Source organism: Ruminococcus sp. RTP21358st1_G6_RTP21358_211008, from assembly GCF_040908885.1.
Classification (GTDB): domain Bacteria; phylum Bacillota; class Clostridia; order Lachnospirales; family Lachnospiraceae; genus Blautia_A; species Blautia_A faecis.
In genome coordinates, this window is sequence record NZ_JBDGDM010000042.1 from 1 (window position 1) to 19,399 (window position 19,399).

At 45.4% G+C, this 19,399-nt stretch carries 13 protein-coding genes and 2 pseudogenes; all 15 read left to right on the forward strand.

What is annotated here, in order from left to right; translation table 11 throughout:
* Positions 1-1,090 precede the first annotated feature (1,090 nt).
* The 15 genes and pseudogenes from AB5Z12_RS15275 to AB5Z12_RS15345 all read left to right on the forward strand — a co-directional run bounded on the left by AB5Z12_RS15275 (position 1,091) and on the right by AB5Z12_RS15345 (position 19,376).
* The gene (locus AB5Z12_RS15275) at positions 1,091-1,432 is read left to right on the forward strand and encodes a TnpV protein (protein ID WP_208893078.1); all 342 of its coding nucleotides are present in this window, start codon (positions 1,091-1,093) and stop codon (positions 1,430-1,432) included.
* Between the two features lie 1,595 nt (positions 1,433-3,027).
* Positions 3,028-7,368, forward strand: a pseudogene (locus tag AB5Z12_RS15280) (SNF2-related protein); the annotation flags it as partial.
* Positions 7,349-7,723 (forward strand): TnpV protein, encoded by a 375-nt coding sequence (locus AB5Z12_RS15285; RefSeq protein ID WP_001129922.1) that lies wholly within the window; start codon positions 7,349-7,351, stop codon positions 7,721-7,723. The pseudogene AB5Z12_RS15280 and the gene AB5Z12_RS15285, both read left to right, overlap by 20 nt.
* 366 nt (positions 7,724-8,089) lie before the next feature.
* The gene (tet(O), locus tag AB5Z12_RS15290) at positions 8,090-10,009 is read left to right on the forward strand and encodes a tetracycline resistance ribosomal protection protein Tet(O) (RefSeq protein ID WP_000691758.1); all 1,920 of its coding nucleotides are present in this window, start codon (positions 8,090-8,092) and stop codon (positions 10,007-10,009) included.
* A gap of 51 nt (positions 10,010-10,060) precedes the next feature.
* The gene (locus AB5Z12_RS15295) at positions 10,061-10,234 is read left to right on the forward strand and encodes a cysteine-rich KTR domain-containing protein (protein WP_002779755.1); all 174 of its coding nucleotides are present in this window, start codon (positions 10,061-10,063) and stop codon (positions 10,232-10,234) included.
* A 490-nt stretch (positions 10,235-10,724) separates the two neighbouring features.
* Positions 10,725-11,234, forward strand: a complete 510-nt coding sequence (locus AB5Z12_RS15300) for a sigma-70 family RNA polymerase sigma factor (protein ID WP_105116765.1) — start codon at positions 10,725-10,727, stop codon at positions 11,232-11,234.
* Positions 11,235-11,328: 94 nt separating this feature from the next.
* Positions 11,329-11,754, forward strand: a complete 426-nt coding sequence (locus tag AB5Z12_RS15305) for a sigma-70 family RNA polymerase sigma factor (RefSeq protein ID WP_000323895.1) — start codon at positions 11,329-11,331, stop codon at positions 11,752-11,754.
* A gap of 83 nt (positions 11,755-11,837) precedes the next feature.
* Positions 11,838-12,312, forward strand: a pseudogene (locus tag AB5Z12_RS15310) (RNA polymerase sigma factor).
* 154 nt (positions 12,313-12,466) lie between these two features.
* Positions 12,467-13,492: an AAA family ATPase gene (locus AB5Z12_RS15315; RefSeq protein WP_001170964.1), complete on the forward strand. Its 1,026-nt coding sequence runs from the start codon at positions 12,467-12,469 to the stop codon at positions 13,490-13,492.
* A gap of 524 nt (positions 13,493-14,016) precedes the next feature.
* Positions 14,017-14,982 (forward strand): MobV family relaxase, encoded by a 966-nt coding sequence (gene mobV / locus AB5Z12_RS15320; RefSeq protein ID WP_001820668.1) that lies wholly within the window; start codon positions 14,017-14,019, stop codon positions 14,980-14,982.
* An 8-nt stretch (positions 14,983-14,990) separates the two neighbouring features.
* Positions 14,991-15,845 (forward strand): ParB/RepB/Spo0J family partition protein, encoded by an 855-nt coding sequence (locus AB5Z12_RS15325; protein WP_000743700.1) that lies wholly within the window; start codon positions 14,991-14,993, stop codon positions 15,843-15,845.
* 45 nt (positions 15,846-15,890) lie between these two features.
* Positions 15,891-16,121: a YdbC family protein gene (locus AB5Z12_RS15330; RefSeq protein ID WP_001206986.1), complete on the forward strand. Its 231-nt coding sequence runs from the start codon at positions 15,891-15,893 to the stop codon at positions 16,119-16,121.
* Positions 16,121-16,384 (forward strand): hypothetical protein, encoded by a 264-nt coding sequence (locus tag AB5Z12_RS15335; RefSeq protein WP_000253176.1) that lies wholly within the window; start codon positions 16,121-16,123, stop codon positions 16,382-16,384. Before AB5Z12_RS15330 ends, AB5Z12_RS15335 begins: the two co-directional genes overlap by 1 nt.
* A gap of 54 nt (positions 16,385-16,438) precedes the next feature.
* On the forward strand, positions 16,439-18,295 hold the full coding sequence (locus AB5Z12_RS15340) for a recombinase family protein (RefSeq protein WP_001820670.1): 1,857 nt from the start codon (positions 16,439-16,441) through the stop codon (positions 18,293-18,295).
* 97 nt (positions 18,296-18,392) lie between these two features.
* The gene (locus tag AB5Z12_RS15345) at positions 18,393-19,376 is read left to right on the forward strand and encodes a helicase (protein WP_368368698.1); all 984 of its coding nucleotides are present in this window, start codon (positions 18,393-18,395) and stop codon (positions 19,374-19,376) included.
* Positions 19,377-19,399 lie beyond the last annotated feature (23 nt).

A 19,399-nucleotide genomic window follows, 5' to 3' on the forward strand; every position in this document is an offset into this window, starting at 1 on the left:
TGATTTTGGCATGAAAAATACCTCCAAAGTAACAGATTTTTATATTTAATCTGTCTACTTTAGAGGTATCATATCATCCACCTTGTGGGCGGTTACTCTTTTCAATTAGAATATAGCATTTTCTCTCCGAAAAGTAAAGTACATTTTATGCAGCCAATTCTAAAAAAGAGTGGGCTGTTTTTTTATTGATAGGAGGGAAGTTTAATGTCTAAACTACAGGACATCCGAAACTTGGTGCAGGAACATGCCGTATCAGTGAGCAGTTCGCCAGGGGATTGGATGGATTATATGGACACAGCATCAAGGTTATATCGTTATTCTTTTTCAGACCAGCTTCTGATCCATGCACAGCGTCCAGACGCAACAGCCTGTGCATCACTGGAACTATGGAATGAAAAGATGTTACGCTGGGTAAATCGTGGTGCAAGAGGAATTGCCTTGTTTGATGAAACCTGGCAGAATACCAAACTTCGTTATGTGTTTGATATTTCGGATACCCACATGGTAGCCGGAGGCAGAAGCCCATATCTTTGGAAGATGCAGGAACACCAGAGAGAAGAGATCCTCACCCATCTGGCAGAAGTCTATGCTCTGGAAGAAAAGGATGCGGCAACTTTGCAGGACGCATTGATGGCGGTCGCAAGGGAAATGGTCAATGACAATCTGGAGGAATACCTGGATGGATTGGAATATGCTGTAGAAGGTACTTATCTGGAAGATCTGGATGAGGTGACGATCCGCAGTGATTTTCGTCAGCTGGCAACAGACAGTGTTTACTATCTGCTTTCCAGGCGATGCGGGCTTGACCCGATGGAACTTCTGGAAGAAGAGGACTTCATGCATATCACAGATTATAACCGTCTGTCAGTTCTCACCTTCCTTGGAAATGCGGCAAGCCAGCTCAGTGAGAGTATTCTGATTGATATTGGAAAGACCGTACATAAAATTTCTCTGGAAGAAGCGAGAAAAGAGGTTGAAAAATCCAATGAAAGGAATTATAATAACTTTACCACGTTAATGCACGAAATTAAAGATCAGGATGCAGAAACGAAAAAAGAAGAAAATATTGAAAATGAAGGAGGAAACGATTATGGAACTGACATATCATCGCAAGGGAGATTACCTGTTTCCGAATCTGACCGTCGAAGAGGAAGAAGTGACGATCGGGAAATATGGGATGCTGCGGAGGACATTTCTGAAAGAACACAAGAACAGCCTTTATCAGAGCCTGTTTCTGACCGGGAAGCTGAACAGCCATCTGGAACAGATCGAGAAAGCAGCACAGGAGAGAATGGACAGCCAGATGGAGAAATTACTGGAGAAGAGTCCGGCACCGGACAAGGAAGCAGATCCGATGGCATGGACAGCACACATGAACGCACTGATGGCAACAGCGGAAGAGAGCATCTTGACGGAATTGGTATACAGTTAGTCGAAGATACAAGAGAAGATGGATTGAGTAAAGCAGAGGAAGAGATCGCCTCTGCTTTATCTTTGCCCGAATATCCCACCGCAAATGAACAAAGACGGCAGATCGAGGAAAGGGCAGCTGCCCTTTATGCCGGAGAAATTCCGATTCCAGAGCAAGTTGTTGATGAGATCTTACGGACAGGAGGAAACCGGAAAGCCAGCCAGCTCCGGATCATCTATAATTTCATGAGTGAACAGACACCGGAGGAATATACGGAGTTTGTGAAGCGTGAATACCGTAAAGGTGGAAAAGGTTTTCAGATTGATGGAAATGAATATTCAGTCTGGTTTGATGAAACCGGGATGCAGATCGCAGTAGGGCATACGGTTACAGACCATATCTTAGATAAGGCATTTTTATCATGGGAAGATGTCAGCGGACGTATCCATCAGCTTTTAGACCAGGGTGAATATGCACCGCAGTCTGTATTGGATGCGGCAAGAAGTAATGCAGTAAAAGAACACGCCCAGGCTCTTGCCTATATGAAAGGGGATATGGCAGAAGGAGTAGCGGAGATTGTTTTTGACGAAGAGGACTTACCACATCTTCGCAGTATCTATCCGGAGATCACGGATTATCTGGAAGAAAAGCTGGAGGATCCCCAGTGGCTTTCGGAACTGAATGAAAGACTGGATGCACTGGCAGAAGCCTATGAAGAAAATCATTCTATTATGCGTTTCCATCATTATAATCCTATAAATATCTCAAAGCAGTTTCAAAAGTTTGCGGATGAGGTGATTCCTTATCAGGCTAGGGACGGCTTTGCCTGGAAAGAACATCCGATGTTCATTACACAGGATGAGATTGATGCTTATCTTGCAGGAGGTGGAGCGTATTCGCAGGGCAGGCTTAGGACGTATTCCTTTTATCTACTTCATGAAGATGAAAGATCGAGGACAGGTTTTATCAAGGAACAGTATGGGATCGGTGGAAGCAGTCATGCACTGTCTGGTGCCGATGATTCACACGCAAACTATGATGGAAAAGGATTGTTTCTTGCAAGAGGTGCTTATGGGAATCCATATACGTCAATTTTATTATCCTGGAATAAAGTTGCAAACAGAGTAGCTTATCTGATCAAGAATGACCAGTTCCTGCAGGCAGAAGATTATGCTCGTATGCCGGAATATGAACGGGAGCAGATGGCAAATAAGGTACTCCGCTTTTATGACCGTCTGCCGGAAGAGATAGACAGACCATTTACGGATGATTTCTTCTGGGAAAAACCAGGAAAAGAAATGGAGGCAGTATTAGAGAATCCAGAGCAGACAGAGGAACTGTTACAGAAGATGGATGCAGCATTGGCAGCTCTTCCATTGGATTTTGAAGCGTATGGGACAAACTACCAGCAGAAAACAGAACTTCTTTCAGAACTCCACCAGTATGCAGAAGGAACCTATACGATTTTCCCGACACCGGAAGCAGAACCGTCTTTTGTGGAATCATCCGGACACCAGATGACCATGTTTGATTTCTTGGATACGAAGGCAGTGACAGAACCGACCGTAGTAGATATGTCAGATGTGGAGGAAATAGAAGAGGAAGAGGTTACTGCCAAAGAATCTATTTCAGAGAGTCAGGAGCAGGAAATAATAGAAACTTCTGAGGGACAGGAACAGAAAGAACCAGAAGAAGAGGTAACAGCTAAAACAGCAAAAGAATTGGCGGAGTCCTGGGATGAAGGTGTTTTTGCATATCAAGGGTATCATTTTGAAGCAGTAGGGGTATTGCCGGAAGGACTAGAGGGAAAAGATCTGGTTGCACAGACCCGTTCCAATACAGAACTTCATCTGTCGACCTATCATACAGAAGATTTCCCAAAGTATTCTTATGATGAGTTTTATGCAGTCAGCAATGCACCAACTGCCGATGTGTTCCGGTGCCTGGAAACCGGACGCAATTATATTCCCGGAGAAAATGAACTGTTTGGATATGAAGGAGAATTCCAGCCATATTTGAAACCGGAAGCAGAAAAGATTGTAACAGAACCGCATAACTTTCGGATTCAGGATAATGACCTTGGAGCAGGCGGTCCGAAAGCAAAGTATAAAGCAAATATGGAAGCCATCCATTTGTTACAGACTTTGGAGAAAGAAGAACGTCTGGCAACACCCGAAGAACAGGAAATCTTATCCCGTTATGTTGGCTGGGGTGGTATCCCACAGGCATTTGAGGAGAGTAACAGCAGCTGGGCGAATGAGTATCTGGAATTAAAGAATACTTTATCGCCGGAAGAATACAGTGCAGCAAGGGCATCGACCTTAAATGCTTTTTATACGTCCCCGACCGTGATCCGAAGTATGTATGAAGTACTGGAAAATATGGGAGTGAAACAGGGAAATATTCTGGAGCCGTCCTGTGGTGTCGGTAACTTTATGGGACTGATCCCGGAGAGTATGGGCAAAGCCAATATGTACGGTGTGGAACTCGACCCGGTTTCGGGAAGAATCGCAAAACAGCTTTACCAGAAAAACAAGATTGCAGTACAGGGATTTGAGGAAACCAGTTATCCGGACAGCTTTTTTGACTGTGTGATAGGCAATGTTCCATTTGGGGCGTATCAGGTCAGTGACCGCAGATATGACCGGCATCATTTTATGATCCATGATTATTTTATTGCAAAATCCCTTGATCTGGTCCGTCCGGGCGGTGTAGTTGCAGTGGTAACTTCCAGTGGAACGATGGATAAGCAGAACCCGGCAGTGAGACAGTATATCGCAAACCGGGCAGAACTGCTTGGAGCCATCCGATTACCGAATAATGCGTTCCAGAGAAATGCCAATACCAGCGTTGTTTCTGATATTCTGTTTTTCCAGAAAAGGGACAGGGCATCCATTGAGGAACCGGAATGGTTAAATTTAAAGGAAACACCGGAAGGCTATTCAGTCAATGCTTATTTTGCAGAGCATCCGGAAATGGTGCTTGGTGAGTTTACTACAGAAAGTACCCAGTATGGAAAGCAGGAAGTGACCGTAAAACCAAAAGAAGGAATTACCTTAGAAGAACAATTAAAAGAAGCTGTCCAGAATATCCATGGTACGATCACGGAACTGGAACTTTCGGATACAGAGCTGGAGGAGGATGTTGTCTCTATCCCGGCAGACCCGGAGGTAAAGAATTTTAGTTTTACTGTGGTAGATGATGAAGTTTATTACCGGGAAAACTCTGTGATGAACCGCATGGAGCTTCCGGCAATGACAGCGGAACGTGTCAAAGGGATGGTGAAGATTCGTGATATTACGAATGAACTGATCCAGTGCCAGATGGAAGAGGGAAGCGATGAACAGATCACAAAGCTGCAGGGAAAACTCAATGAAGAATACGATACCTTTACAGCAAAATATGGTCTTATCAGCAGCAATGCCAATAAGCGGGCATTTAGTCAGGACAGCAGCTATTGTCTTTTGACTTCTCTGGAATTTCTGGATGATAAGGGAGAACTGAAACGGAAAGCGGATATTTTTACCAAAAGGACGATCCGCCGGGCAGAAACGGTGACTTCTGTGGATACTGCCAGTGAAGCCCTTGCTGTTTCCATTGGTGAGAGGGCAGGTGTTGAACTTTCCTATATGGCACAGCTTTCCGGGAAAACAGAAGCAGAGCTTACCGAAGAACTGGCAGGGGTGATCTTTAAGAATCCGATCAGTGAAAAATGGGAGCCGTCGGATGAATATCTTTCTGGAAATGTGAGGGAGAAACTGCAGATTGCAAAACAGTTTGCAGAAGATCACCCGGAATATCAGGTGAATGTGCAGTATTTGGAGCAGGTACAGCCAAAAGATCTGGATGCATCAGAGATTGAAGCAAGACTTGGGGCAACCTGGATCTCCGAGGATTACATTACACGGTTCATGGCAGAAACATTCCATACACCAAGATATTATGTAGGGAGCAAGGTCAAAGTCCAGTATGCCGAAGTGACCGGACAGTGGAATGTTATGGGAAAAAATGTGGACAGCTACGGAAATGCCCTTGTTACTTCCACATATGGAACACAGAGAGCCAATGCCTACCGCCTTTTGGAAGATGCCTTAAACCTTAGAGATACCAAGATTTATGACACGGTACAGGATGCCGATGGGGAACACCGGGAATTAAATCGGAAGGAAACGATGCTGGCACAGCAGAAGCAGGAGCTGATCAAAGAGGAATTTAAGGAGTGGATATTTAAAGACCTGCACCGACGGGAAGATCTCTGTAAGATCTATAATGAACGATTTAACAGCATCCGTCCACGGGAATATGATGGAAGCCATATTCAGTTTGTTGGCATGAATCCGGAGATCACCCTGATGCCGCACCAGAAAAACGCAGTGGCTCATGTGCTGTATGGAAATAATACGTTACTGGCTCATTGCGTAGGAGCCGGAAAGACGTTCCAGATGATCGCAGCCGGTATGGAATCAAAGCGGCTGGGACTCTCACAGAAGAATCTTTATGTTGTGCCAAACCATCTGACCGAGCAGTGGGGCAGTGACTTCTTACGCCTCTATCCGGGAGCAAATATTTTGGTGGCAACAAAGAAGGATTTTGAGCCGGCAAACCGAAAACGGTTCTGTTCCCGTATTGCGACAGGGGATTATGATGCGGTGATCATCGGACATACACAGTTTGAGAAAATCCCTCTTTCAAGGGAACGTCAGATTGCCATGCTGGAAGATCAGATTGCAGATATTACATTTTCCATTGAAGAAGCGGCACATCAGGCAGGGCAGAATTATACCATCAAGCAGTTGGAAAAAACAAAGAAGAGTCTGCAGGCGAGGATGAAGAAACTCAATGACCAGACCAGAAAGGATGATGTGGTAACTTTTGAACAGTTGGGTGTAGACCGGCTGTTTGTGGATGAAAGCCATTCATTTAAAAATCTTTTCCTATATACAAAGATGAGAAATGTGGCGGGTATCTCACAGACGGATGCACAGAAAAGTTCGGATATGTTTATGAAATGCCGGTACATGGATGAACTGACCGGCGGCAGAGGGATCACCTTTGCTACAGGTACTCCCGTATCAAACAGTATGACGGAGCTTTACACTATCATGCGTTATCTCCAGTATGATACACTCATGCGTATGGGTATGGGACACTTTGATTCCTGGGCGGCAACGTTCGGGGAGACAGTAACCGCAATTGAATTATCACCGGAAGGAACGGGCTATCGTGCAAAAACACGGTTTGCCCGTTTTTTCAATCTTTCGGAGCTGATCTCCATTTTTAAGGAAGCTGCGGATATTCAGACTTCGGATATGCTGAATCTTCCCGTACCGGAAGCAGAGTTTATCAATGAAGTCTTGAAGCCAAGTGAAGAACAGCAGGAAATGGTCAGTGCCTTTTCGGAACGTGCGGAAGAAGTAAGAGCCGGTCTTGTGAATCCAACGGTGGACAACATGCTCAAGATTACCAATGACGGAAGAAAATGTGCATTGGATCAGAGGCTATTAAATGAACTCCTTCCGGATGCAGAAAAAAGCAAGGTCAATACCTGTGTGGAAAATGCTTTTCAGGTATGGGACGAGGGAAAAGCAGATCGGACAACACAGCTGATCTTCTGTGACTTGTCTACTCCAAAAGGGGATGGGACTTTCAATGTATATGATGATGTCCGAAACAAACTGGTTGCTAGGGGAATCCCGAAAGAAGAGATTGCGTTTATCCATGAATACAACACGGAGACAAAGAAAGCAGATTTGTTTGCAAAGGTACGGGCCGGGCAGGTGAGAATCCTTATGGGTTCCACTCCAAAACTCGGTGCTGGTACCAACGTACAGGACAGGCTCATTGCCCTCCATCACCTTGACTGTCCGTGGAAGCCGTCTGATGTAGGACGGATTTTGCGGACATTCAAAATAAAAAAGAATGTGGAGGTAACAGACAATGGCAAAATCATTATTTGAGGAACTGGGCGGCAAATACGAAAGGCAAGGGGATTATTTGATACCGTGCTTAACTGTACCCGCCGAAGAAGAACAGGCAATAGGCATCTGGGGGCAACGGCATTTAGATTATCTAAAACAGTACCGTAAAGTTACATACACCAATCTTCTTACAAGCGGCAGGCTAAACGCCTACCTTGCCGACATCAACAGACAGGCACAGGAACGCTTTGAAAGGCTCATAGAGGGTATGAAACAGGCACAGGGCATAACGGAACAGCTAAAGGCAGAAAACGCCTTAGAATGGACAGGATGCCTCAATAACATAAGGGCTTGTGCGAGGGAGATTGTGGAAAAGGAAATTATTTTTGCATAAACAGATGATTAGTGGCAGGGGGAAATCCTGCCGCTTTTTCTGCTTTAGTTTGTCAGCTTGACAAATAAAGGGTTAAGGAATATAATTAGATTCAGTATTATACAAGGAGTTAATAAATATGCGGCAAGGTATTCTTAAATAAACTGTCAATTTGATAGTGGGAACAAAAAGTAGCAGTCCCGTTTCACTTTTAATATGGGGCTTAGTTTTTTGTACCCAGTTTAAGAATACTTTTATCATGTAATTTTATATGCCCGAAAACATATAAGTGTTTTGGGGCTATTGGAGTTATTTACCCAGTGATAGGAGTATTTATCACTGGGTATTTTTATGCCCTTTTTTGGGTGTTGATAGGAGGAAAATCACATGAAAATAATTAACTTAGGCATTCTGGCTCACGTTGACGCAGGAAAGACAACATTAACGGAAAGTTTATTGTATACCAGTGGTGCAATTGCAGAACTAGGGAGCGTAGATGAAGGCACAACAAGGACAGATACAATGAATTTGGAGCGTCAAAGGGGAATCACTATCCAGACAGCAGTGACATCTTTTCAGTGGGAGGATGTAAAAGTCAACATTATAGATACGCCAGGCCATATGGATTTTTTGGCGGAAGTATACCGTTCTTTATCCGTATTAGACGGAGCAGTATTATTAGTTTCTGCAAAGGATGGCATACAGGCACAGACCCGTATACTGTTTCATGCACTACAGATAATGAAGATTCCGACAATTTTTTTCATCAATAAAATTGACCAAGAGGGGATTGATTTGCCAATGGTATATCGGGAAATGAAAGCAAAGCTTTCTTCGGAAATTATAGTGAAGCAAAAGGTTGGGCAGCATCCCCATATAAATGTAACGGACAATGACGATATGGAACAGTGGGATGCGGTAATTATGGGAAACGATGAACTATTAGAGAAATATATGTCAGGGAAACCGTTTAAAATGTCAGAACTGGAACAGGAAGAAAACAGGAGATTCCAAAACGGAACGTTATTTCCCGTTTATCACGGAAGCGCTAAAAACAATCTGGGGATTCGGCAGCTTATAGAAGTAATTGCCAGTAAATTTTATTCATCAACGCCTGAAGGTCAATCTGAACTATGCGGGCAGGTTTTTAAGATTGAATATTCAGAGAAAAGGCGGCGTTTTGTTTATGTGCGTATATATAGCGGAACATTGCATTTGAGGGATGTTATTAGAATATCTGAAAAAGAGAAAATAAAAATCACAGAGATGTGTGTTCCGACAAACGGTGAATTATATTCATCCGATACAGCCTGCTCTGGTGATATTGTAATTTTACCAAATGATGTTTTGCAGCTAAACAGTATTTTGGGGAACGAAATACTGTTGCCGCAGAGAAAATTTATTGAAAATCCTCTCCCTATGCTCCAAACAACGATTGCAGTAAAGAAATCTGAACAGCGGGAAATATTGCTTGGGGCACTTACAGAAATTTCAGATGGCGACCCTCTTTTAAAATATTATGTGGATACTACAACGCATGAGATTATACTTTCTTTTTTGGGGAATGTGCAGATGGAAGTCATTTGTGCCATCCTTGAGGAAAAATATCATGTGGAGGCAGAAATAAAAGAGCCTACTGTTATATATATGGAAAGACCGCTTAGAAAAGCAGAATATACCATCCACATAGAAGTCCCGCCAAATCCTTTCTGGGCTTCTGTCGGGTTGTCCATAGAGCCGCTCCCTATTGGAAGCGGAGTGCAGTATGAAAGCAGAGTTTCACTTGGATATTTAAATCAATCGTTCCAAAATGCGGTTATGGAGGGGGTTCTTTATGGCTGCGAGCAGGGGCTGTATGGATGGAAAGTGACAGACTGTAAAATCTGTTTTGAATATGGATTGTATTATAGTCCTGTAAGTACCCCCGCAGACTTTCGGCTGCTTTCCCCTATCGTATTGGAGCAGGCTTTAAAAAAAGCAGGGACAGAACTATTAGAGCCATATCTCCACTTTGAAATTTATGCACCGCAGGAATATCTCTCACGGGCGTATCATGATGCTCCAAGGTATTGTGCAGATATTGTAAGTACTCAGATAAAGAATGACGAGGTCATTCTGAAAGGAGAAATCCCTGCTAGATGTATTCAAGAATACAGGAACGATTTAACTTATTTCACAAATGGGCAGGGAGTCTGCTTGACAGAGTTAAAAGGATACCAGCCAGCTATTGGTAAATTTATTTGCCAACCCCGCCGCCCGAATAGCCGTATAGATAAGGTTCGGCATATGTTCCACAAGTTAGCTTAACAGCTTGCAAAAGTCATATAAAATGAGATTTGAAAGGATTAGAGACTAATTATGATGAAATGCGAATGGATATTGTGTCCTGTTTGTGGGAGCAAAACCCGTAATAAAATTAGGAAGGACACTGTTTTGGAGAATTATCCCCTTTATTGTCCAAAATGCAGACAAGAAAGATTGATTAAAGTTGACAACTTGAAGATAACTGTCATCAAAGAGCCAGACGCTTAAGACGCAGAGCCGATGAAATTGTGGAACAATTCACGAATCATCGGCTCTTTTTGTTTCGTATTTGAAAGAACAAACTCACCAAATAAAAAAAACGATATTCGGGTGGGTTATTTTGTTATACCCTAAATTACCCTCTGAATTTGTTTTTAAATTTGGAGGGATTTTTTTATGTCCTTTTTTCGGGCAGTTATCTATCTGCTCATACGAAGCAAAATTTATCAATACATAGCATATCAGAGAACGGCAGGAAACCAGTTAAAAAAATTTCTGCCAGTGCAACGGTACTTCTCACCTTGAAAGTAGAAGTACAATCTCCATACAATAGAATTACTATTTCCTATAACCGTAAAGGTCACAGAGCCTTTGCGGTTTTTCTTTTGTCGATTTTTGTTGGAAAGTGCCGTAGGGCTGTTTCTGATATGCGGTGTCGTTCTCCGCCTCTCCATCTGGATTTTTTACATTTCAAAAATTCAGATGGGAGGTATTTATGGTGAAATATGCACCAAGAAAGGTATATATCAGAGAAAGTGGCGGCTATGTGGAATTATCCTACACGGAGTTCTGCCGTTGCAGGGAATCCGACCAGACCTATATGGACAAGCTGTTTATCCCCATTCAAGGCTGTCTGCTTGAAGTCGTGAGGGAGCAATACACAGACTTCTACCGTGACAAGGAACGGTGGCGTTATCTGCAAAAATTAGATACAAAGAATAGACTGCTATCTCTCGACGGATTTACGGACAGCGAGGGGAATCCTCTGGACTTTATCACTGATGAAGCGGTGGACATTGCAGAAACCGTTGTCAATGCGGTCATGGTGGACAGGCTGAAAGCCGCCCTGCCTTTGCTGTCGGATAGTGAACAGGAGCTGATACAGGCAATCTTTTTTGACGGACTTTCCGAGCGTGAAGTCGGGGCGAGGTTGGGCATAACCCAGAGCGTTGTAAACAAACGCAAAGCCAGAATCCTAATAAAACTAAGAAAGATAATAGAAAATTAAAATTTAAGGCGTTCAGCCCCCTTGTTTTTTCCTTTGGGAAGATGAGGGGGCTTTTCTCTGCCCTCTCAATCAATTCTGATTGGAGGAAGTAAGAATGGCATACAACCACGGACGGGAGGACAGGAAATGGCGTATCTGGAAAGAAGCGGAGGAAAAGCTGCTGCGTGAGTGCGGCGTTGATGAAGCGACCATTGAGCAGATACGCATGGCGGACAGGGCAGACTTCAATTCCAACAGGCGGTTTTACCGATGGACGAATGACGTTGCGGAATATCTTGAGGACATGGCAGGCAGGGAGCGGCAGGCGGAAGTGGGTACGGTTGCGGAGTTACTGGAAGAGATTGAGAGCGAAAATCTCTATCAAGTATTAGTCACGGTGGACGGGCGTACCTTGAAAATCGTCCTGCTGAAAATGCAGGGGTATTCCACAAAGGAGATTGCCCCGCTTGTGCATTTGACGACTGGTGCCATCTATGCGAGGTTAGACCATCTGCGGAAGAAGCTGCGGAAAATTTTATAGCTTCTAAAACAGCCTGCCATCCTGCGGGCTACTGGGTGAGGGATGGAAATCCCCTCACTCATTTTTTGCAGGAGGACAACAGGATGGCATACAGGGTTAAGGCATACACGCTTCGGGAGGAATCCACGGAAAGCGGCACAAGGTATTTTATCAGCTTTAAGGACGGGCAGGGCAAATCCCACGAGTTGGAAGTGTCGGAACAGTTCTTTATGGAGTTTCGGCAGATGGAGCGCAGGAACAGGAATCTTTTCTAATGGGACGAGCGGCACAGGGAGTTTAACGAGGTATGGGACGAAACCCTTTACAGACGGGCGTTGCGTGTGCCTAAGAGCCTTGATGAACGCATGGTTGAGGAAGAACGGAATGAAACGCTCTATAAGGCGGTTGGGAGCCTTCCAGAGATACAAAGGCGGCGTTTCCTGCTCTACTACGAGTATGAGTTCAATTTTTACCAAATCGCCGCTATGGAGCATTGCACCGCTTCGGCAATACAGAAATCTGTTGCGATTGCAAAGGAGAAAGTAAAGGCGGAAATTGAAGAAATATCTCCAACCGTGACCGACACCGCCCGAAAAAGAAATCTGTTTTTTATTTGTGTGGGATTGGCGGCATTACATACTCTCACTTTTTTCCGTGGGAGTAAATCTATTTTTAAGGAGGTCAACGCCTATGTGCAACGAAAACAAAGACACCGCCCGAAAGGAGGAAAGCCATGCAGAAGTTACAGACAGTCAACGCCGAAACGCTCCTTTATGAACCGCTTGAGAAACCATCCTTTGTGGTGGACAGCCTTATCCCGACAGGCTTATCGCTGTTCTGCGGCTCACAGAAGATAGGCAAAAGCTGGCTCATGCTGAAGCTATGCTTATGCGTGTCGCAGGGAATCCCTTTATGGGATATGCCGACAATGGAGGGCGATGTGCTTTACCTCTGCCTTGAGGACACGTTCTGCCGCATACAGGACAGGTTATTTCGTTTGACGGACGAAGCAAGCGGGCGGCTCCACTTTGCCGTGGCAAGCTGCAAGCTGTCAGACGGTCTTATCGTGCAGCTTGAAGATTATCTGAAAGATTACCCAGACAGCAGGCTCATTGTCATTGATACCTTGCAGAAAGTCCGTACAGCTTCAAAAGACAATGCCTATGCAAGCGACTATGGGGACATCTCCCTCATCAAAGACTTTGCCGACAGGCACTCTCTGGCGGTCATTGTCGTACACCACATCCGAAAGCAGAATGACAGCGACGTGTTCAACAAGGTGTCTGGGACGACAGGATTAACGGGGAGTGCGGACGCTACCTTTGTTCTGGAAAAGGAGAAACGTGCGTCTGACACCGCCAAGCTGTATGTGACGGGCAGGGACACGCCTTATCAGGAATACACGCTGCGTTTCCGTGATTGCCGTTGGGAGCTTGTGGAGCGGAAAACGCAGGAGCAGCTTGCGAAAGAAACGATACCAGATGTCCTTTTTCGGTTGGTGGATTTTATGAGGGATAAGGAAGAATGGATAGGCACGGCAACGGAACTGTTAGCCGCTATGGGGGAAACGGAAACCATACCCACGGTGATTACGAAATGGCTGAATGAATACCGCACCACATTTTTAAGCGAGAACCGTATCTGCTACCAGTACAGCCGCAGGAAAGACGGCAGGCGGATTGCCCTTGCAAGGAGGGCGGGTGACAGCGGTGATGGTGGTGACAGCGATATTAGGATACCCCCCTGTTACTGTCATTGACGCTTAAAGCCATGTAAAGCTGGCGGCTCTGCCCTGCGGGTGACAGCAGTGACGGTGGTGACAGTGATTTTAGGATACCCTGCCGCTGTCATCCCTACGGGAGAACACCCCGTAAACGCAAAATGCAGGCGTGAGATTTACTCGCCCTTTTCGGTCGTGTAAAACCACCCCTGCGGTCAGAAAAATCATTCCGATTTTTCCGACTGCGTTTACAGGGTGTAACACACTACACTTTGCCCTGCAAAGTCGTGTGCCAGACGTTCCCTCTGGACTCCCTTAAGGCAGGGCTGTGCCCTGCTATCCTACGCCTTACGGCTTCGGATAAAAGAATGGCGGCATGACGGTGACGGCTCTTGCGAGGGGGGTATCCCAAAAACACCGTCATCATCGACATGACCGTCATGCAGGGGGTGAGGGTGACAGTTGCGGCAGTCGGCAGGGGGTATCCCAAAACTGCTGTCACCACCGTCACCGCTGTCACCCCAAAGGACGGTCACCCGCCGAAAGAAAGGAGGAATCCGCCTATGCCTTATGCAATCCTGCGTTTCCAGAAACGAAAAGCGGGCGGCGTTGCGGCTTGTGAACGCCACAACGAGCGGAAGAAAGAAGCCTACAAAAGCAACCCAGATATAGATATGGAACGCTCTAAAAACAATTACCATCTCATAGCACCACCAAAGTACACCTACAAGAAAGAGATTAACCGCATGGTAGCCGAAGCGGGGTGCAGGACAAGGAAAGACAGCGTGATGATGGTGGAAACGCTCATCACAGCTTCACCAGAATTTATGAACCAGTTACCGCCCGAAGAACAAAAAGCGTATTTCCAGACGGCTCTTGACTTCATTTCGGAGCGTGTTGGAAAGCAGAATATCCTCTCCGCTGTCGTCCATATGGACGAGAGAACGCCCCATATGCACCTCTGCTTTGTGCCGATTACGCCAGACAATAAGCTGTCAGCGAAAGCTATCTTAGGCAACCAGAAATCATTATCCGAGTGGCAGACCGCCTACCATGAGCGGATGTCCTCACGGTGGAATCAGCTTGAACGGGGGCAGTCCTCAATGGAAACCAAGCGGAAACACGTCCCCACATGGCTCTATAAATTAGGCGGCAGGCTTGATAAACAGTATGAAGAAATCGTGTCTGCCCTATCCGACATCAACGCCTTTAACGCAGGGAAGAAAAGGGATAAAGCGTTAGATTTACTCTCTGCATGGCTGCCAGACGTGGAGAAATTCTCTAAGGAAATCGGGAAACAGCAGGCGTATATCGACAGTTTGAAAGAGAGAATTGGGCAGGAATCAGACTATGCGGGGCGTATGCGTGATGAAAAGTACGAGCAGGAACTAAAGGTGCAGAAAGCGAATCAGAAGATATTTGAATTGCAGAGAACCAACGAGCAGATGGGGCGGCTGCTGTCAAAAATACCGCCCGAAGTGTTGGAAGAATTGCAGAAAAATCATAGAAGCAGAGCGAAAGAAAGGTAGATATGTGAATGAAGAAACAGGATTTTAAGGTGTTAAAGACCAAAGACTTGTACCCGTTCCCCGACAATCCGTTTCATGTGGCAGAAGATGAAACACTGTCAGAGTTAGCGGAAAGCATCAAGGAATTTGGCATTGTCACGCCGATAATCACACGCCCGAAAGAGGACGGGGACGGTTATGAAGTGATTGCAGGACAGCGGCGTGTCCGTGCTTCTGAACTTGCAGGGATAAATACCGTGCCTGCGTTTGTCCTGCCCTTAGACCGTGACCGAGCCATCATCACCCTTGTAGACAGCAATTTGCAGCGTGAGAATATCCTGCCATCGGAGCGGGCGTTTGCTTACAAGATGAAATCCGAAGCCATGAAGCGGCAGGGTTTCCGCACAGACTTAACCTCGTCACAAGTTGTGACGAAGTTGCGGACGGACGACAAGGTGGCACAGGGCTTCGGCGTGGGCAGGATGACCGTGCAGCGTTTTATCCGCCTGACGGAACTGATACCGCCGATTTTGCAGATGGTGGACGAGGGGAAAATCGCCCTCACGCCTGCGGTGGAACTGTCCTTCTTGAAGAAAGACGAGCAGGAAAACCTCTTTGCCACGATGGAGAGCGAAGAAGCAACGCCCTCACTCTCACAGGCACAGCGGATGAAACAGTTAAGCCAGAGCGGGCGGCTTGACATGGATACGATATTTGCGATTATGACGGAGGAAAAGGGCAACCAGAAAGAAACCTTGAAAATCAACACAAGCAAGCTGAAAAAATACTTTCCGAAGAACACAACGCCGAAGCAGATGGAGGAAACCATCATCAAACTTTTGGAGCGTGAGTTGCAGAGGAAACGCAACCGTGACAGCCGCTAATCTTCTTTTTTCGGGAAGTAAATACAGAGAGTTGAGGTATGGAGAATGAGAGAAATCCAGTATGAAATCGTAAAGGAAATCGCAGTATTGTCTACGGGCGACAGTGGCTACACAAAGGAAATCAATCTCATTTCATGGAATGGGAAAGAGCCGAAGTATGACATCCGCAGCTTTTCCCCGAACCGTGAAAAGTGCGGCAAGGGAATCACGCTGAACGCTGATGAAGCGGCGGCACTCCTTAAAGCATTACAGAAAGAATTAAACAGCGAGGATTAATGGTATCTGATTGGCAGGGCGGGGACATTTCCAAACTCTTCCCTGCCCTGTCTGGAAAGGAAGATTTAAGTATGGGCGAGGATAAGAAAGCAGATAAAAAGAGAAAGCGTATCGTGCCAAAAGCACCAGTGCAGATGATAATCAGCCGTGAATATGTCGGCACACAGACCGTTACAGAAGCGTTTGTCCCGATTATCTCCGAGGATATTCGGAAGAAGATTGCCGAGGGCGACACCTTCGACAATGAGGGGCTGTCCGCTTAGAATGTACGCAATGGGACATGAAAACAGATAGGACAGATACGGAGGTTTTACAGTATGGCAGGAATCAAAGAAGAAAAGAAAATCTATTTAGTCGGCATTTATTGCCGCTTATCTAAAGACGATGGTACGGATAACGAGAGTGCGAGCATTGCGACACAGAAATCCATCCTCACGGATTATGTGAAAAAGCAGGGATGGCACATAGCAAAAACGTATGTGGACGATGGTTATTCTGGTACAAATTTCCAAAGACCAAGTTTCCAGAATATGATAAAAGACATTGAAAGCGGTCTGATAAACTGCGTGATTACGAAAGATTTATCCCGTCTGGGGAGAAACTATCTTGATTGTGGGTTATATCTGGAAGTTTTCTTCCCAGAGCATAACGTGAGGTATATAGCGGTCAATGACGGCGTAGATACCTTGAATAAATCTGCTATGGACATCACGCCTTTCCGCAACATTTTAAACGAAATGTATGCCGCTGACATATCTGTTAAGATAAAATCGGCATATCGGGCGAGGTTTCAACAGGGGAAATTCATGGGAACTACCGCCCCTTATGGCTATATCAAAGACCCTGCCGACCACAACCATCTGCTGATAGATGATAAAGTGGCACATGTTGTAAAAGAGATATTCGACCTTGCATTAAAAGGGAATGGAGTTGCCAAAATTTGCAGACATCTTAATAAACAGCATATCCTACGCCCTGCCGCTTATGCGGCGGAGCGTGGCGAAACAGGCTTTGAACGTCATTTTGAGGGGAACGAGGACAAACGCTATATTTGGAGTGGGAACAGCGTGAGGAGCATTTTAAGAAGCCCGATATATGCGGGAAATCTTGTAGGCTACAAACGGATTGCCGCCAATATGAAAAGCAAGAAACGCCCCTCTAAGCTGCCCGAAGAATGGGAAGTGATACCCAATACCCATGAGGGAATAGTCACGCAGGAGGAATTTGATATTGTCCAACAGCTTATTACAAGTCGTAGGCTTCCACAGAACAAGGGAGGATTTGTAAATATTTTTGCAGGCGTTATCAAGTGTGTGGACTGCGGATGTGCTCTGCGGGCAATGAACGTACACAGGAGGAAACGCCCAGAGATTATCGACTGTGTACAGTATTCATGTAATAATTATGCAAGAAACGGAAGAAGCGAGTGTAGTGCCCACAATATAGAAGCAAGGGATTTATTCAATGCCGTTCTTGCCGACATCAACTGTTTTGCGGATATGGCAGTGAATGATGAAAAGGCGGTCAGGGCCATAGAAAAGCGGCTCACGGAAACAGACCAGAGCAGGGCGAAAGCATTAGAGAAAGAACGTAAGAAGCTGAACAAACGCCTTGCGGAACTGGACAGGCTGTTTTCCTCTCTCTACGAGGATAAGGTCATGGAGCGTATTACCGAGCGGAATTTTGAGATGATGTCGGGGAAATACCAGAAAGAGCAGCTTGAAATTGAAGCAAGGCTGAAAGAGGTGACGGAAACTCTTAATGAAAGCTACGAGAAATCACGGGGAATCCGTGACTTCCTCGCCCTTATCCGAAATTATCAAGGCTTAAAAGAACTGGATGCAACAGTTATAAACGCACTCATAGACAAGATACTTGTTTCGGAGCGTGAGAAGATGGCAGACGGAACAGTGAAGCAGGAAATCAAGATTTACTATAAATTCATCGGCTTTGTCGATGAATTACATATCATACCTACAAAACGGTGGGCAGCAATGCCCGCTAAAAATTGTACGGTGTGCGGCGTTGAATATGTCCCGGGCTCTGGTGCATCAAGGTATTGTCCTGCTTGTGCCAAGAAGATACGGAGGGAGAAATCAAACGAGAGCAAACGCAGGAGCAGAGAACAGAAAAGGATAGCATGTATGAACTGTCCGCAAAAAATGACCGACTGATCTGGAACAGCAGGAAGGACGTATCTTAAGACAGGGAAACCAGAATGACAAAGTAAAGATATTCCGGTATGTGACGGAAAATACTTTTGATGCGTATATGTGGCAGATTTTGGAGAATAAGCAGAAGTTCATCAGCCAGATCATGACCAGTAAATCCCCGGTCAGGGCTTGTGAAGATGTGGATGATACGGCACTGTCCTATGCAGAGATCAAGGCACTTGCTACAGGCAATCCGTACATTAAGGAAAAAATGGATCTGGATGTGCAGGTGAGTAAGCTGAAACTTCTAAAGGCAAACCATACCAGTCAGATTTACCGTCTGGAATCCGATATTGCAAAGAATTTCCCGGTACAGATCAGTGCATTGAAAGAGCGGATTGCCGGGATGCAGGTGGATTCGCAGGTAGTAAAAAGCGTGGATTTACAGGATAATGACACGTTTGCCATGACGGTAGGGAATGTCCTTTATGAAGATAAGAAAGAAGCAGGCGAGGCATTGATCGCCGCCTGTGCAGGGTTAAAAACTGTCAGCACCGGCGGAAAGGTCGGGGAATATCATGGGTTTGCGTTATCTGCTTCCTACAATATGTTCTCCAATGCGTTTGAACTGACGGTCAAAGGAAAATGCTCTTATAAGCTGGAGATTGGAAAAGACCCGATAGGAAATATGCAGCGTATCCATAACACCCTTTCTTCTATCGACAGGAAACTGACGGAAAGTGAGCAGAAATTGGAAACTGTACAACAGCAGCTTGCTACTGCACAGGAAGAGGTAAAGAAGCCATTCCCGAAAGAAGCAGAGCTGAATGAAAAGATGGAACGATTATCCGAGTTAAATGCCCTGCTGAACATGGATGAAAAGGGTAATGAGACGATTATGGCAGATGAGGATATTGGCAGAGAAGGAAGCAGCACAGACAGCAGGGATGCCATAGAAGAAAAAGAACTTCCGGAAACAGCAGACAGAATCCTTAAGCCGTCTATTCTGGAACGCTTAAAGCAGGAGAAGGCACAGCAGAATACAGCGGAACAGCCATCTGTACAGAAAGCTGCAAAGAAAAAACATGAACAGGAGTTATAAAAGATTTCCCGTCAGAGTTTTCT